The 16,147-nt window shown below is 68.1% G+C and carries 13 protein-coding genes; 7 read left to right on the top strand and 6 right to left on the bottom strand.

The genetic code is table 11. The annotated features are described in order from the left end of the window. The 3 genes from VBO01S_RS11000 to VBO01S_RS10990 all read right to left on the bottom strand — a co-directional run. Positions 1 to 811, bottom strand: an 811-nt coding sequence (locus VBO01S_RS11000; RefSeq protein ID WP_062473927.1) for a thiamine pyrophosphate-dependent dehydrogenase E1 component subunit alpha, incomplete at its 3' end; no start/stop codon positions are given. 462 nt (positions 812 to 1,273) lie between these two features. Next, the gene (locus VBO01S_RS10995) at positions 1,274 to 1,813 is read right to left on the bottom strand and encodes a hypothetical protein (RefSeq protein WP_157627345.1); all 540 of its coding nucleotides are present in this window, start codon (positions 1,811 to 1,813) and stop codon (positions 1,274 to 1,276) included. Then, entirely contained in the window at positions 1,810 to 2,280 is a 471-nt protein-coding gene (locus VBO01S_RS10990) for a hypothetical protein (RefSeq protein WP_062473923.1), read from the bottom strand. Before VBO01S_RS10990 ends, VBO01S_RS10995 begins: the two co-directional genes overlap by 4 nt. A 187-nt stretch (positions 2,281 to 2,467) precedes the next feature. Here VBO01S_RS10990 and xylF point away from each other — a divergent pair, with 187 nt between their 5' ends. From xylF to VBO01S_RS10970, 4 genes are all read left to right on the top strand, one after another. Beyond that, a complete protein-coding gene (gene xylF, locus VBO01S_RS10985; protein ID WP_370680807.1) occupies positions 2,468 to 3,490 on the top strand; it encodes a D-xylose ABC transporter substrate-binding protein in 1,023 nt (340 codons plus the stop codon). Positions 3,491 to 3,637: 147 nt separating this feature from the next. Further along, complete coding sequence (locus tag VBO01S_RS10980) at positions 3,638 to 4,828, top strand: sugar ABC transporter permease (RefSeq protein WP_062473919.1); 1,191 nt, start codon at positions 3,638 to 3,640, stop codon at positions 4,826 to 4,828. A 1-nt stretch (position 4,829) separates the two neighbouring features. Further along, positions 4,830 to 5,633: an ATP-binding cassette domain-containing protein gene (locus VBO01S_RS10975; RefSeq protein ID WP_062473917.1), complete on the top strand. Its 804-nt coding sequence runs from the start codon at positions 4,830 to 4,832 to the stop codon at positions 5,631 to 5,633. Next, positions 5,630 to 6,784, top strand: a complete 1,155-nt coding sequence (locus tag VBO01S_RS10970; protein WP_062473915.1) for an ROK family transcriptional regulator — start codon at positions 5,630 to 5,632, stop codon at positions 6,782 to 6,784. The genes VBO01S_RS10975 and VBO01S_RS10970 overlap by 4 nt, the downstream gene beginning before the upstream one ends. Positions 6,785 to 6,788: 4 nt before the next feature. Here the strand turns inward: VBO01S_RS10970 and VBO01S_RS10965 are convergent, their stop codons facing one another. Continuing rightward, positions 6,789 to 8,051 (bottom strand): helix-turn-helix domain-containing protein, encoded by a 1,263-nt coding sequence (locus tag VBO01S_RS10965; RefSeq protein ID WP_062473913.1) that lies wholly within the window; start codon positions 8,049 to 8,051, stop codon positions 6,789 to 6,791. A 143-nt stretch (positions 8,052 to 8,194) separates the two neighbouring features. On the opposite strand from VBO01S_RS10965, the gene VBO01S_RS10960 reads away from it, so the two are divergent. Continuing rightward, positions 8,195 to 10,327: a PQQ-dependent dehydrogenase, methanol/ethanol family gene (locus VBO01S_RS10960; protein ID WP_062473911.1), complete on the top strand. Its 2,133-nt coding sequence runs from the start codon at positions 8,195 to 8,197 to the stop codon at positions 10,325 to 10,327. A gap of 64 nt (positions 10,328 to 10,391) precedes the next feature. On the opposite strand, the gene VBO01S_RS10955 is transcribed toward VBO01S_RS10960, so the two are convergent. Further along, positions 10,392 to 11,375 (bottom strand): helix-turn-helix transcriptional regulator, encoded by a 984-nt coding sequence (locus VBO01S_RS10955; protein ID WP_062473909.1) that lies wholly within the window; start codon positions 11,373 to 11,375, stop codon positions 10,392 to 10,394. 181 nt (positions 11,376 to 11,556) lie between these two features. On the opposite strand from VBO01S_RS10955, the gene VBO01S_RS10950 reads away from it, so the two are divergent. Next, a complete protein-coding gene (locus VBO01S_RS10950) occupies positions 11,557 to 13,683 on the top strand; it encodes a hypothetical protein (protein ID WP_062473907.1) in 2,127 nt (708 codons plus the stop codon). An 81-nt stretch (positions 13,684 to 13,764) separates the two neighbouring features. Here the strand turns inward: VBO01S_RS10950 and VBO01S_RS10945 are convergent, their stop codons facing one another. Further along, on the bottom strand, positions 13,765 to 14,739 hold the full coding sequence (locus VBO01S_RS10945; protein ID WP_062473905.1) for a tripartite tricarboxylate transporter substrate-binding protein: 975 nt from the start codon (positions 14,737 to 14,739) through the stop codon (positions 13,765 to 13,767). A 204-nt stretch (positions 14,740 to 14,943) separates the two neighbouring features. Here VBO01S_RS10945 and VBO01S_RS10940 point away from each other — a divergent pair, with 204 nt between their 5' ends. Further along, positions 14,944 to 16,128: a M48 family metalloprotease gene (locus VBO01S_RS10940; RefSeq protein ID WP_062473903.1), complete on the top strand. Its 1,185-nt coding sequence runs from the start codon at positions 14,944 to 14,946 to the stop codon at positions 16,126 to 16,128. Positions 16,129 to 16,147: the final 19 nt, after the last annotated feature.

Raw genomic sequence — 16,147 nt, 5'->3', positions numbered from 1 at the left:
CGGCCGGGTCGCGGTAGGCCGCGAGGTCGACCGACACATGGCCCTTCACGCGGTAGGTGAGCGCGTGCAGCAGGCGCGGCCCCGCGCCGCTGCGCACCTCGGCCACCAGCCGCGCGGCGGCGGCATGCACCGCGAACACGTTGTTGCCGTCGACCTGCGTGGCCGCGATGTCCATCGACGCGGCGCGCGCCGAGGCGCCGTCGCCGGCCGTCATCGGGCCGCTTGCGGTCGTGGCGCTCCAGCGGTTGTCCTCGCAGACGAAGAGCACGGGCAGGTCGTACACGCGGGCCCAGTTCAGCGCTTCGAGGAACGGGCCGCGGTTGATCGCGCCGTCGCCGAAGAAGCAGACCGTGATGTCGTCGCCTCGCTTCAAGAGTTTTTGCGCATGCGCCGCGCCGACGGCGATCGGCAAGCCCGCCGCGACCACGCCGTTGGCGCCGAGCATGCCGACCGAGAAATCCGCGATGTGCATCGAGCCGCCCTTGCCGCCGTTGAAGCCCGTGGCCTTGCCGAACAGCTCGCACATCATCCGCGTGAGGTCCGCGCCCTTGGCCAGCGTGTGGCCGTGGCCGCGGTGCGTGGAGGTGAGGTAGTCGCTCGCGCGCAGGTGGGCGCACACGCCTGCCGGCACCGCTTCCTGCCCGGTCGACAGGTGCAGCGGCCCGCGCACCTTGGCGGCGCCGCCCGCCTGCTGGCCGTAGGCGCTGACCCCGCCCTGGCTGGCGGTCTCGGCGGCGTTCTCGAAGGCGCGGATGCGCACCATGACGCGGTACAGCGCCTCGCCGGCGCCTGGGGGGTTGCTCGGGTCCATCTTGTCTCCAACGCCCTTGGGATCGGCGCTTTGAGAAAAATCGTATCAACCGAGACGGATTCGACCTACCGGGCTAACCCTTCGACCCCCCGCCCGGCCTCTTTTTCGGGCGCGGGCTTCCTGCTCTCTTCTCTATTTATTCTTCTTATTTAAGTTAGTAGTAGTAGATAAGGGTAAACCCGCCCTGTGGACAGGGCACTTTTTCCCTTGTCTGACAACAACTTGTCACACCCCGGACACTGTGTGCTCCTGTGCTTTCGCGGTGCTATCAAAACAGGAACAACTTGGGCGAGGTCGCTCCCGCTGTGGATAACAGGGGGCTTGTCCGGAAACTGTCCCCAGAGTTTTCCATTTGTATCCGCGGGGGCGCTGCATGGCATGGTCAATCGGTATGGTTTTTTTTTCGGGGGCTCAAAATCACCCCTCTGACAAAGCAGATGCCGTGATCGGCAGCTCCGCTGCCTAGGGCTCCCAGTGTTCTTCGAGGTGCCAGAACGGACGGTCGGCGACTTGATGCCGGAGTTGGGCGATTAGCACGATGTACCTGCTTCTATCCAGTTTTTGCCATTTGAAGCTGCTCGCGTGCTTTGTGCCGAAGCGCGCGTCAACGCCTTTGAGTAGCAGTGAATCGATCGGTGGATGGAGCCGTTCGGCCAATTTGCAGTCGGGGCCCGCATGCAGAACGTAAATGCCCTTGGCGTAGACAGAAATCAGCTTGGCCGCGATGCCGAAGGACACCGGTTTTCCGAACTCATGCTCCAACGTGCGCATGGCCGCTTCCACCCAGTCGTAGAACAGCAAGTCGAGTGCGCTCTGCTCGATGGGCTCATGTGTCGGTTGCGCGAGGTAGGTGACAACTCCGCAGGTTTCGAGTGCACGCATCATCTCGGAGCGTTTGGCTTTCGCGGAGCCTGCCTGTGCCGCCCGACAAGCGGCCCAGGCGTAGAACCGATGTCGCGCCTGTGGAAGGCCGTAGACGGCCGAAGCCTGCACCGCATTCATTTCGGCTTGCGCTTTTCGAACCCGATGCTCTCCTGGACGAACCGCGTGCCCGGCGGCAGCGTCGACACGACGTACTCGGTACTGATACGGGTGCCCGCGACGTTGATCAACGGATGCCCGTCTTCTAGGAAGGAGCGGATCAATACACGCTCGATGGTCTTGATGCACCTGCCGGCCACTTGACCCCGCAATGCCTTGAAGACGCCCGGCACCATGAAGCAGCTGCCTTTATGGGAGAGCAACGCCATCATCAACTTGTGATTGTTCTGGTGCCCCGTCAACCGCTTCTGAAGTTTGGCGGAGCTTCCGGCGTAGACCACACGGGTCGTGTTGGTGCCGATGCGCACGAAGAAGACGTAGACCCCGGGCACGTTCGGGACGTCGCTCGTGTCAAAAATCAGGCTGCTCTTGCGCGGGACTTTCGGAAGTTGGATCGGCCTCTGCCAATCAATATGCAAATTCGCCATGGCGCTAGTTCCTCCCTGTGATTTGAAATTGATCGTAGCTTCGTGCAACAGAAATTTGTCCCTGTGGCGAATCCCTTTCCGTCCGGGAATTCCCGGGTGCCCGGAACCCCCCGCCGATGGGATAGTTAGTTCGCCACTCAAACTAACTACCCCCGGCACACCGTTCTGAGGAGAGACACCGATGCAACTGACAACGAAACACACCCTGGCCGCCCTGGCGTTCGGTCTCACGGCCGTGGGCGCGATGGCGCAGACCGTGGTCGGCGTGAGCTGGTCCAACTTCCAGGAAGAACGCTGGAAGACCGACGAGGCCGCGATCAAGGCGCAGCTCGAGAAGCTCGGCGCGAAGTACATCAGCGCCGACGCGGGCGGCTCGCCCGAGAAGCAGCTGGGCGACATCGAGGGGCTGATGTCCAAGGGCGCGAAGGCGCTCATCGTGCTGGCGATGGACAAGGACGCGATCCTGCCCGCCGTGACGAAGGCCACGCGGCAGAAGGTGCCTGTTGTTGCTTACGACCGGCTGATCGAGGCGCCGGGCGTCTTCTACATCACCTTCGACAACGTCGAGGTCGGGCGCATGGAGGCGCGCGAAGTCCTCAAGGTCAAGCCCAAGGGCAACTACGTGATCATCAAGGGCTCGCCGAGCGACCCGAACGCCGACTTCCTGCGCGCCGGCCAGCAGGAGGTGCTGGACGCCGCGATCAAGAAGGGCGACATCAAGATCGTCGGCGACGAGTACACCGAAGGCTGGAAGCCCGAAGTCGCGCAGAAGAACATGGAGCAGATCCTCACCAAGAACGGCAACAAGGTCGACGCGGTGGTGGCGGCCAACGACGGCACGGCCGGCGGCGCGGTCGCTGCGCTCACGGCCAAGGGCCTGCGCGGCATTCCGGTGTCGGGCCAGGACGCCGACTTTGCTGCGCTGAACCGCGTGGCGCTGGGCACGCAGACGGCGACCATCTGGAAGGACTCGCGCGAGCTCGGCCGCGAAGCCGCCACGGCCGCGGTGTCGCTCGCAGCGGGCAAGCCGGTCGAGAAGGCCGCGCCTTGGGCCGGCGGCGCCAAGAAGATTTCGCTGTCCTCGCGCCTGCTCACGCCGGTGCCGATCACGCGCGACAACCTCGACGTGATCGTCAAGGCCGGCTGGATCAAGAAGGACGAGCTGTGCAAGGGCGTCTCGGGCGCGAACGCACCCGCGGCCTGCAAGTAACGCCGCAACCACCGGCGCGTTCGGCCCCTTTCTGAACGGCTGAACGCGCCGCTCCATCTCTTCGCAACGCAGCTTCCGGCCGACCCGCAAGGGCCAGCCGGTGGGCGGTTGCGCACCTGTAGTCCGTCCCGAGGGGGCTTGAAAAAAATGAGCGATCCAACACCCGGCTGGTGGCGCCGCACCGGCATCGACCTGCGCTTGCTCCTGATGTGCGTGCTGCTGGCCGCGATGGCGGTGGCGTTCAGCGTCATGTCGGGCGGCGTGTTCCTCTCGCCCGAGAACCTCTACAACGTCGCGCAGCAGACGGCCGTGGTCGGCATCGTCTCCACGGTGATGGTGCTGGTTATCGTGGCGCGCCACATCGATCTGTCGGTGGGCTCGGTGATGGGCTTCGTCGGCGTGCTCATTGCCTACCTGCAGTACACCTCGGGCTGGTCGTGGCCCACGGCCTGCCTGGCGGGGCTCGCGGTGGCGCTGCTGGTGTCGATCTACCAGGGCTGGCTCACGGCGGTGCTGGGCGTGCCGTCGTTCGTGGTCACGCTGGGCGGGCTGATGTCGTTTCGCGGCGCGGCCTTCCTGGTGGCCGACGGCAAGACGCAGCCGGTGAACGACGAGTTCTTCCAGCGCCTGGGCGGCGGCTACGACGGCGGCATCGGCGTCACGGCCAGTTGGGTGCTCGCGGGGCTGGTGGCGTTGGTGCTGTTCGGGCGCATGGTGCAAAAGCGCCGCGCGCGCCAGCGCTACGACATGCCGACCGAGGCGCTGTGGCTCGATGTGCTGCTCACGGCGGTGCCGGTGGCGGTGGTGGTCGGCTTCGCCTGGGTGATGAATAGCTACCAGATCTCGTCCAAGAGCGAGCCGCAGGGCATTCCGATCCCGGTGCTGATCTGGGCGGCGGTGGCGATCGTGCTGTCGTTCATCGTGCATCGCACGCGCTTCGGCCGCTATGTGTTCGCGATGGGCGGCAACCCCGACGCGGCGGCGCTGGTGGGCATTCCGGTGCAGCGCGTCACGCTGATGTTGTTCGCGCTGCTGGCGGTGCTGGTGACGGTGGCGGCGATCGTGTCGATCGCGCGGCTCAACGCGGGCACCAACTCGCTGGGCACGGGCATGGAGCTGTACGTGATCGCGGCGGCCGTCATCGGCGGCACAGCGCTGGCGGGCGGCAGCGGCTCGATCTTCGGCTCGGTGCTGGGCGCGCTGATCATGCAGTCGCTGGACAGCGGCATGCTGCTGCTCGACGTGCCCATCGGCAAGCGCATGGTGATCATCGGCCAGGTGCTGATCGTGGCCGTCGTCTTCGACGTGCTGTACCGCCGCAAGTTCGGGGAGAGCTGACATGGCCGACATCGACAAGACAAAACCACTCGTCGAGCTGCGCGAAATCCGCAAGGCCTTCGGTGGCGTGAAGGCCGTGGACGGCGTGAGCATCAACCTCTACCCCGGCGAAGTGGTCGCGCTGCTGGGCCACAACGGCGCGGGCAAGTCCACGCTGATGAAGATGCTTGCGGGTGCCTACCCGATCGATTCGGGCGACACGCTCATCGCGGGCGAGAAGGTCCACATCCGCACGCCCTCCGAGGCGCAGGCCCAAGGCATCGAGACCATCTACCAGACGCTCGCGCTGGCCGACAACCTCGACTCGGTGGCCAATCTCTTTCTGGGCCGCGAGAAGATGACGGCGTGGAACACGCTGGACGACCACTTCATGGAAGTGCAGGCGCGCAAGGTGTTCCAGCGCCTGAACAAGAACTTCACCAACATCCGCATCCCGGTGCGGCGCCTGTCGGGCGGGCAGCGGCAGGTGGTGGCGATCTCGCGCGCGCTGTACTTCAACGCGCGCATCCTCATCATGGACGAGCCCTGCGCCGCGCTCGGCCCCGAAGAGACGGCGATGGTCGGGCGCCTGGTCAAGCAGCTGAAGGACGACGGCGTCGGCATCTTCCTGATCACGCACGACATGCCCGACGTGTTCTCGCTGAGCGACCGGCTCGCGGTGATGAAGAACGGCAAGCTCGTGGGCACCTACCGCACGGCCGACGTGACCGAGGACGAGGTGCTCGGGATGATCATCGCCGGCAAGCGGCCCGAGGGACGCGAACAGGCGCACCACGCCGCAACCGCGGCCACTGCAGCGGCATGAAGACCATCGGCGACCAGCAGCTGCTCAAGCGCCTGAACCGCAGCGTGCTGCTGCGGTTGCTGCGCGCGCAGCCGGGCTTGTCGCGTGCGCGCCTTGCGAGCGAAAGCGGGCTCACCAAGTCGACCGTGAGCCTGCTGGTGCGCGAGCTGCTCGACGAGGGCTGGTTGAGCGAATCGGGCGCCGCCGTGGCCGACGGGCTCGGGCGGCCGTCCACGCCGCTGCGGATCAACGTCGGCGTGCGCGCGCTGATGGGCGTGGAGATCGCCGTCGAAACGCTGCGCCTCGTGTGCGTCTCGCTGCAGGGCGAGGTGCTGCACGCGCAGGCCGAGCCGCTGGACGACGGTGAGCCCGCCCGCGTGTGCGCGCAGCTTGCGCGCATGGCGGCGGCGGCGCACGCGCAGCTCGACCAGCGCGGCCTGCGCCTGTCGAGCATCGGCGTGTGCGTGCCGGGCGCGGTGGACGACTGCACGGGCGTGGTCCGCTTCGCGCCCAACCTCGGCTGGCGCAACGTGAACCTGTTGCCCGCGCTCGAGAAAGCACTGGCTGCGGCGGGCCTGCCGGGCGTCACCGTGCAGCTGCAGAACGACGCCGATGCCGCCGCGCTCGGTGAGTACGAGTTCGCGGCGGGCGAAGGCGAAGACCCGCTGATCTTCGTCAACAGCGACGTCGGCGTGGGCGCGGGCGTGGTGCTGAACGACCGCCTCTTCACCGGCGCGCAAGGCATGGCCGGCGAGATCGGCCACACCATCCTGCAGCTGGACGGGCCGCTGTGCTCGTGCGGCCGGCGCGGCTGCGCCGAGGCCTTCTTCGGTTCGCGCGTGCTGGCGCGCGAGGGCGCGGACATGGCGCGCGCTGCTGCGTTCTTCGGCGTGCTGCTGCAGAACCTGTGGGTCACCTTCAACCCGCGCGCGATCGTGCTCGGGGGCAAGGTCTGCGCCGAGCATCCGGAGTTCGCGCAGGCGGCGTTCGAAGGCGTGAAGGGGCACGCGGAGCGCGCCGGCATGCCTGCGCCGGAACTGCGCACGGCGCGCTATGAAGAACTCGCTCCGGCCGTGGGCGCGGCGGCACTGGCGTTGCACGACTACCTGCGGCCGTTGCAGCCCGATGCGAAGGCGCGCCGCGCGCGTGCGCTGGCCCGCGCCGGCGCCTGAACCGTCAGTCCGCTACCGCGCTGCTGTCGTCGTCGCGCCAGCCGCGCAGCCGCCGGTACAGCGTGCCGCGCGACACGCGCAGCTGCCGCGCCGCCTGCGACACGTTGCCGCCGTGCGCCGCGAGCGTGTCCTCGATCAGCTTGCGGCTGTGCTCGCGCAGGGTTTCGGTGGGCGGCACCGGCTCGATGTCGCTGGCGGGTGCAAGCGCCACGGGCTGCTGCGCCTGCACGTCGATCGCCACGGGCGCATCGACCGGTGCGCTCGCCATCTCCGGCATCGCCACCGCGTGCCGGAAGTCCGCGCCGTCCGCGCCCTTGAGCTGGGCCTGCATCCACACGCCGAGCCCGCTGGCCAGCCGCAGCGGCTGCGCGGCCTCGCGCCGGCCCAGCCGCAGCAGGCTCGCAAGGTCGTGGCCCAGCAGGCATTCCACGTCGCGGTCGTCGGGGGCCTCGGGCAGCCGCCCCAGCAGCCGCGCGCCGGCGTTGTTGAGCCATGCGATGGTGCCGTCGGGCGCGATGCCCGCGAGCGCCTCGAGCGGCGTGCCCAGCAGCGTGGGGCTGGCCTGGAAGCGCAGGATGAGGTGGTCGCGCGACTGCGCCTGCAACAGCCGGTTCTCGATGATGGTGGCGTGCAGCGCGACCATCGAGGCCGCGTCGAAGCCGAAGCGCCGCGCCTCCACCGTGAGGTCGAGCACGCCCGCGAGCTGGCCGCTCACGTCGCGGATCGGCGCCGCGGCGCATTGCATGTGGCACAGCACGTCGTAGTAGTGCTCGGCGCCGTCGACGGTGCAGGCCTGCCCGGTGCTGGCCACGATGCCCGGCGCCGTGGTGCCCACCACGCGCTCGGAAATGTTCACGCCCAGGCGCGCGGTCTGGCGCAGCACGGGCTGGTGTGTGCCGGCGGGCTGGCTCGTGACATGCACCACCACGCCGTCGCGGTCGGTGAGGATCACGCGGCAGTCGGTGCCCGCGAGCATGTGCTCCATCTGCACGAGTTCGTGCCGCGCCACGTCCAGCAGCTCGCGGTTGCGCGCGAGCGTGGTGTGCAGCCGGCTGGGCGTGACGGCGTCGAAGGCCACCACGCGCTGCCGGTCGGCGTGGGTGCGGCTGCAGCGCATCCACGACTGGATGACCGCCTCGCCGACCAGCCCCGAGGGGCGCACACCTTCTTCGAAGAACTGCTGCCGCGCCAGCGCCACGCGCTGCGCCGGCGTGCTGGCAAAGAGTTGGCGCGGCGCATCCGCCGTGCCGAGCCTGTCGAGCGCCATGGGTTCGCCACCTCTTCCGGGTTCAGGGACCCTTTCGAATGTGTTCCGCAATGGAACAAGGCTTGATTGGGGAAATCCCGGGGGTGAAGGCCGATGCCGTGCGAACGATCCTTGGGGCAGAACGAAGAAGGAGACAGACCCCGATGAAGACGACAACGACACAGCCTCTTTCCGGACGGCGCCTGCTTGCGGGCGCCTTGCTGTGCCTGGGCCTGGCGGCCCCGGCGCTGGCCCAGACGGCCGCCAGCCCGCAGGACCGCGCCGGCGCGGCCGCCAAGCGCGTCGACGGCAACTTCGTGCGCGCCAACGCGGCGAAGAAGACGCCCGACTGGCCCAGCTACGGGCTGGACTACGCCGAGTCGCGCTTCAGCAAACTCGACCAGGTCAACACCGGCAACGTGAAGCAGCTCGGGCTGGTCTGGTCGTACAACCTCGAATCGACGCGCGGCGTGGAAGCCACGCCGCTGGTGGTCGACGGCATCATGTACGTCACGGCCTCGTGGAGCATCGTGCATGCGATCGACACGCGCACCGGGCAGAAGATCTGGACCTTCGATCCGCAGGTCGACCGCACGAAAGGCTTCAGGGGCTGCTGCGACGTGGTCAACCGCGGCGTGGCGCTGTACGAGGGCCGCGTCTACGTGGCCGCCTACGACGGCCGGCTGATCGCGCTCGACGCCGCCACCGGCCAGAAGGTGTGGGAGAAGAACACCATCGAGGGCCAGAAGGGCAGCTACACCATCACCGGCGCGCCGCGCGTGTTCAAGGGCAAGGTCATCATCGGCAACGGCGGTGCCGAGTACGGTGTGCGCGGCTATGTCACCGCCTACGACGCGAAGACTGGCGACCAGAAGTGGCGCTGGTTCGTGGTGCCCGGCGACCCGAGCAAGCCCTTCGAGGACGAGTCGATGGCGCGCGCCGCCAAGACCTGGGACCCGAGCGGAAAGTACTGGGAAGCCGGCGGCGGCGGCACCGCCTGGGACAGCTTCGCCTTCGACCCCGAGCTCAACCTGATGTACGTGGGCACCGGCAACGGCTCGCCCTGGGCGGCCAAGGCGCGCAGCCCCAAGGGCGGCGACAACCTGTACCTGGGCTCGGTGGTGGCGCTCGACCCCGACACCGGCAAGTACAAGTGGCACTACCAGGAGACGCCCGGCGACAACTGGGACTACACCTCCACGCAGTCGATGATCCTGGCCGACGTCAAGCTGAACGGCAAGGCGCGCAAGGTGCTGCTGCATGCGCCCAAGAACGGCTTCTTCTTCGTCATCGACCGCACCAACGGCAAGTTCATCTCGGCGAAGAACTTCGTCGCGGTCAACTGGGCCACCGGCTACGACAAGAACGGCCGGCCGATCGAGGTCCCCGCCGCGCGGCAGAACGAGAAGCCGGGCGACAGCATCCCGGGCCCGTTCGGCGCGCACAACTGGCACCCGATGTCCTACAACCCGCAGACCGGCCTGGCCTACCTGCCCGCCCAACACGTGCCGATCAACCTGATGGACGACAAGGCCTGGAAGTTCGACGAGAACGCGCCTGGGCGCCCGCACGCGGCGCTGGGCTGGAACCTGGGCAAGTTCGCCAACGTCGAGCCACCCACGAGCAAGCCCTTCGGCCGCCTCGTGGCCTGGGACCCCATCAAGCAGAAGGAAGCCTGGGGCGTGGACTACGCCTCGCCGTGGAACGGCGGCACGCTGACCACCGCCGGCGACCTGGTGTTCCAGGGCACGGCCGACGGGCGCCTGGTGGCCTACCACGCGAAGACCGGCGAGAAGCTCTGGGAAACGCCCACCGGCACCGGCGTGGTGGCGGCGCCCGCGACCTACATGGTGGACGGCAAGCAGTACGTGTCGGTGGCCGTGGGCTGGGGCGGCGTGTACGGCCTGGCGCAGCGCGCCACCGAGCGCCAGGGCCCGGGCACGGTCTACACCTTCGCGGTCGGCGGCACGGCCAAGATGCCCGCGTTCGTCGAGTACCGCATGGCCAAGCTGGTGCAGGGCGTGAAGTACGACCCCGCCAAGGTCCAGGCCGGCACCATGCTGTACGTGAGCAACTGCGTGTTCTGCCACGGCGTGCCGGGCGTGGACCGCGGCGGCAACATCCCGAACCTGGGCTACCTCGACCCGGCCTACATCGAGAACCTGGACAAGTTCGTGCTCAAGGGCCCGGCCATGTCGCGCGGCATGCCTGACTTCACGGGCAAGCTCTCGGGCGACGACATCGAGAGCATCAAGGCCTTCATCCAGGGCACGGCGGACGCGATCCGGCCGAAGTAAAGGCATCGCGGACTCAAACAGAAAAGGCGCCATCGGCGCCTTTTCTTTTGGTGCAGGGCGGTGGTCAGCCCGCCAGCCGCAGCTCGTGGATCAGCCCCGCCACGTTGCCCACCTGCAGCTTGTCGTAGATCGACTGGATGTGGTTGCGCACCGTGGCCGGCGAGCGGTTCAGGATGGCGGCCACTTCCTTGTGGGTGTCGCCGCGCGCCAGCAGCTCGGCGATGGTGTGCTCGCGCGGCGTGAGGCTGTCGGCGCGGCAGCGGTGGCGGCACTTGAGGAACAGCAGGCGCTGCTCGACGCGGTGCGTGACCACGATCTCGCGCCCGTTGAAGCGCGCGTGGCCCTGCAGGAAGTGCTGCAGCAGCGCATCGGGCAGCGTGCGGCCGTGCCAGGCCGGCCACTCGGCCTTCAGCATCGCCTCGAACAGCCGGTCGGCGTGGTACAGCACGCCGCGCAGGTCGCCGATGGCCGAGCCGCCGGGCGACGCGCTGCCCGCTTCGAGGCGGTCCAGGTGCATCACGCGGTTCAGCGCCAGCGCCTGCATCACGTGCGGCGCGAGGCTGGCGAGCAGTTGCCGCTCTTCCTCCGTGCCGTGGGCTTCCGGGTCGGCGCGGAACAGGCTGAGCCAGTGGACGAAGCTCGTCTGCGGGTTCGAATCCGAGGTGATGAAGAAGTTGGCCTGCTCGAAGCGGCGGCCGTAGTCGCGCAGCTCGGCCTGGTCGTCGCGGCAGAACCACGCCTGCGCATTGAAGGCGAGCGTGGCGTTCGATTGCTTGGCCACCTCGCCGGCGGCCGTGTCCATGTGCTTGACCTGCTCGTAGGCCGTGACCATCTCGAGTGGCTGGTTGTGCAGGTGGATCGTGTGGATGTCGATCCCGTGGTCGGTGCGGGTGGCGGTGCCCCACATCGACGAGTCGAAGGGCAGCACGGGCTTGAGGAGGTCGAGCGCGGCGTCCTGAAAGGCGTCGATGGGCAGCTCGTGCGAGAGGCGGTACAGCCGCAACAGGAGGTCGCTGAAGTCGCGCGGGACACCGGCCGTGAAGGTCATGCGGGGAGTCTTCCAGTCCCGCCGCCGCATGCCCATCCCATGTTCCGGTGACGCGCGCGGGGCTCGGCCGCACGGTTTCAAGAATGGTGCATTTGCATCATTTGATTTCCAAAAGCGAAAGCTATTGTTTGCAGCGCCCTCGGTTGCTGACCAGGCCCTTTCCCTTTTCGAGAGACCCACGATGCCCCACCCCACCTCCAGAATCCCCCACGCCCTGTCCCTTGCCACCCTGTTGATCCTCGGCGCCTGCGGCGGCGGTGGGGGTGGCGGAGGCGGCGGTGGCTTCGCATTTCCCGTCGGTACGGGCGGCAACGGCGGCACGCCGCCCGCCGCCGAGTCGCCCGGCACGCTGAGCGGCACCGTGGCCACCGGCGCGGCCTTTGCCGGCGCCGCGCTCACCGTGTTCGACCAGACCGGCGCCAAGGTCTGCGAAGTGACCGTGCCGGCCGAGGGCACCTACAGCTGCGTGCTGCCCGCGGGCACCAAGGCGCCGCTGGTGATCCAGGCCGTGCGCGACGACCTCACGCTCTACAGCACCACCGCCAGCACCGCCACCGGCACCACCAACGTCACGCCGCTGACCACCGTGGTGGTGGCGCAGCTGTCGCCCAACGGCGATCCGTCGAAGCTCGCCGCCGCGGTGCAGGCCGACGCCGGCGCCGTCACCCCGGGCGCCATCAGCGACCAGGTGGCGAAGCTCGTGGCCGCGCTCAAGCCGCTGCTGGACGCGCTCAACACCAGCATCGACCCGATGAGCGGCACCTTCCAGGCCAACGGCACGGGCCAGGACCGCGTGCTCGACACGCTGAACGTCTCGGTGCGCCCCGACGGCACGGCCGCCAACATCGAGATCACCGTCAAGGCGCAGCCCGCGAGCGAAGAGAGCGCGCCGGTGTCCATCGTCTTTCGCACCGGCGAGAGCAGCATCGCGCCGCTGCCCGCGGTCGATGCCGCGGCCCTCGTGCAGCCGCCCACGCCGGCGATGGTCAAGGACCTGCTGGACCGCCTCAACGCCTGCTACGCGCTGCCGCTGAACGAGCGCGTGGACAGCACCATCGGCTCCGACGGCAACGCCTTCGGCGAGGCCGCCGACGTGGTCGCGCCGGCCTGCCGCACGCTGTTCGTGGGCGACGACCCGGCCAGCTTCGTCGCGGCCGGCCTGCACATCGGGCGCGCGTCGAGCGGCCCGCGCCGGCCTTTCGAAAGCCTGTTCCGCTTCGGCCCCACCAACCTGAAGCACGACCGCGGCAACTTCGAATACTTCCACCCGGGCGGCGACATCGCGCTCACCTACCGCTGGACCGACAGCGTGGGCAACACCGACAACGACGTGTTCAACGCCAGGATCGTGAATGGCGCGCTCAAGCTCACCGGCAACAGCAACGCCTACCGCGCCGCCGTGCGCCCGCAGCAGGAGCTGAAGGACTTCCTCAAGCACGCGAACCTGAAGTACCACGCCGCGGGCTACAACGTGTCGGTGGACAACGTGCTCGACGGCAATGGCGACTCGATCTTCACGAAGGTGGTGGCCACCTCGTCCGCGCTGCCCGGCCGCGAGCTGGTCCTCGTGCCCCGGGCCGGGCTGACCACCCTGGTGCTCACCACCGACGGCACCGCCAACGGCGCGCTGAACTCCTCGCTGTGGCGCATGGCCGCGCGCTACGTGGACCCGGCGCAAGGCGGCAACCCGAGCAGCGTCGAGCCCGGCAATCTCTTCGCAGCGCCGCAGTTCGACGACGCGCAGCTGAGCGCCATTCCCGATCAGGCGGTCTGGAAGCTCGAGTTCTTCCTGGCGGCCGGCGGGACCAACCCGGTGCAGTACGTGCGCACCTTCTCGCGCGCGCCGACCCTCGCCGAGGCCGTGCAACTGCCGACCGTGGAAATGACGCCGGCCCTGCGCGCCGAGCTGATGTCGGAAATCGACGGCGTTCCGCGCGGCATCGTGTTCGGCGCGCCGGTTCCCTCCGACCCCAGCGCCAACAACATCGACTTCAGCGCCGAGGGCAACCTCGACGGCTGGTCGGTGCCGAACGGCGCCTACGCCCCGACCACCTTCCTGGTGGCCGGCCGTGGCCCGAACAACAACCGCTTCACCGACTCGATCACCGTGCGCACCTCGGCGCGCAAGGCCGTCATCTACTGCCAGCCGGTGAACTCGCCGAGCGACAACCACTGCACGAGCGTCGGCAACAACGCCTACCAATACGCGCAGGGCTCGTCGGTCAGCAGCTTCATCTTCACGGCACGCACCGCGCGCCAAGTCGACGTGCGCAAGAACTTCGAGGCGTGGACCGTCTCGCTCCCCTGAGCCTTCCTGCTGTCACCACCGCATGAAAAAAGCCGCCGACCCGAAAGGGCCGGCGGCTTTTTCTATGGGAGATCGAAAGGATCAGTCAGCGTACACGCCGGCGGCCTTGATGATCGGGCCCCACTTGGCGATTTCGGCGGCAACGAACTTCTTGTGTTCGGCCGGCTCGACGCGCTTGTCGGTGGTGATCACGGCGCCCAGGCCTTCTTCACGCTTGATGAACGCCGGGTCCTTCATGGCGGCCCGGATGGCTTCGTTGATCTTCTTCAGCACCGGTGCGGGCGTGCCCTTGGGGGCATACACGCCGTGCCAGATCGACACTTCGAAGCCCTTCAGGCCCGACTCGTCGAGCGTGGGCAGGTCTTTCAGCGCGGGCGTGGTCAGGCGCTTGCTGGTGGTCACGGCGTAGGCCTTGACCTTCTTGGCCTCGATCTGCGACGTGGTGTTGGTGGTCTGGTCGCACAGCAGGTCGATCTGGCCGCCCAGCAGGTCGGCGATGGCCGGCGCGGTGCCCTTGTACGGCACGGGCGTCATCTCGATCTTCAGCGCGCTCTGGAACAGCAGGCCGCACAGGTGCGAGGCGGCGCCCAGGCCGGCGTTGCCCAGGTTGATCTTGCCCTTGTTGGCATTGATCCAGGTCGTCAGTTCCTTGTAGTTGTTGGCGGGCAGGCCGGGCTTGCCGATGAGCGTCATCGGCACTTCATTGACCATGCCGAGGTATTCGAAGTCGTTCTCGACGTTGAACGGCAGCTTGCGGTACAGCGCCGGCATCGTCGACATGCCGATGTGGTTCAGCAGCAGCGTGTAGCCGTCGGGGTTGGCGCGCGCCACCTTGGCGGTGCCGATCGAGCTGCCGGCGCCGGCGGTGTTGTCCACGATGATCGTCGTGCCCAGCGTCTTCTGCAGCGATTCGGCCAGGTCGCGGGCCACGCGGTCGGTCGGGCCGCCGGCCGAGAAAGGCACCACCAGCGTCACGGGCTTGCCTGCGGGGAAATCCTGGGCGTGTGCGCCGACGGCGGCCGCGGCAATCGCCGCGAGGGCAAACAGTTTCTTCATGATGTCTCCGACGGAGTTTTTAAATGGAAAGGGTCGCGATCTTATCGGCTGACCGGGGGCTGACCCATACCGAATAGCCCTTAGGAATGTCACCGTTTTCGCCCCATGCTGGGGCATGATCACGCCCGTCCCGCGCACCCGCGCCGGGGTGATGACAACCACAAACAGGCCAGCCCGACGGGCGGCATCGAGGAGAAGAAACCAATGGATCCCTGGGTCTATCCGCGCGAGCGCTGGCTCGGCAAACTCACGCTCGTTCTGGGCCTGCTGGCCTGGACGCTGATCGTCGTGGGCACGCTGGGCATCGCGCTCGTCTACGTGCTGCTGGGCTTCATCGGCTACGTGTTCGCGCAGTCGGCGGTCATCGCCTGGATCAAGGGCACGGGCGTGAAGCTGTCGCCCCAGCAGCTGCCCGAGCTGCACGCGCGCTTCGTCGACTGCTGCACCCGCCTGGGCATCGCGCAGCCGCCCGAGGCCTACCTGCTGCACGGCGACGGCATGTTCAACGCCTTTGCCACGCGCTTCTTCGGGCGCAACTTCGTGGTGCTGCTGTCCGACGTGGTCGACGCGATGGAGGCGCAGCCCGACGGCATCCACTTCTACATGGGCCACGAGCTGGGCCACATCCGCCGCGGCCACCTCACGGGCCACATCTGGCGCGCGCCCGTGCTCTGGCTGCCGCTGTTGGGCGCGGCCTATGCGCGCGCCAAGGAATACACCTGCGACCTGCACGGTGCCGCCTGCTGCCGCGAGGTCGACTCCGCACCGCGCGCGCTGGTGGCGCTGGCCGCCGGCGCGCAGCAGTGGCGCAACGTGAACCTGCAGCGCTACGCCGCCCAGTCGGCCGGCAACCGCGGCTTCTGGGGCTCGTTCCACGAACTCATCGGCGGCTACCCCTGGCTCACCAAGCGCGTCGCGCGCGCCATCGACCCGGGCGCCAAGCTGCCCGAGCGCAATCCGGTGGCCTACCTGCTCGCGCTCTTCGTGCCGTATGCCGGCCGGGCCGGCGGCGGCGCGGCAGGGGTGCTGATCGTGGTGGCTGTCATCGGCGTCATGGCGGCTGCAGCCATCCCGGCCTACCAGGAGTACCAGACCCGCGCCGTCGTCGCCCAGGCCTGGGCCGAGGGCGCGCCGGTGCGCAACGCGCTCACGCGCCACTATGAAGAAAAGGCCGAGATCCCCGACACCCTGGCCGCCGTCGGCCTGCCGGAGAACCTGCCCAACGGCGCCACCCTCACGCTCGACCCAGACAGCATGGTGGTGGAGGTGGCCACGCCCAAGGGCACGCTGCGCATGGAGCCGTCGTCGACCGACCGGGGCATTGCGTGGCATTGCAGCGCGGGTGAGGGGTTGAAGGACAAGGCGTTGCCGGCGAGCTGTAAGAAGTAAGTGGCCGTCCGTTGGCTTC

Source organism: Variovorax boronicumulans NBRC 103145, from assembly GCF_001591345.1.
Classification (GTDB): domain Bacteria; phylum Pseudomonadota; class Gammaproteobacteria; order Burkholderiales; family Burkholderiaceae_C; genus Variovorax; species Variovorax boronicumulans.
This window is presented reverse-complemented; position numbering and strand designations above follow the sequence as displayed.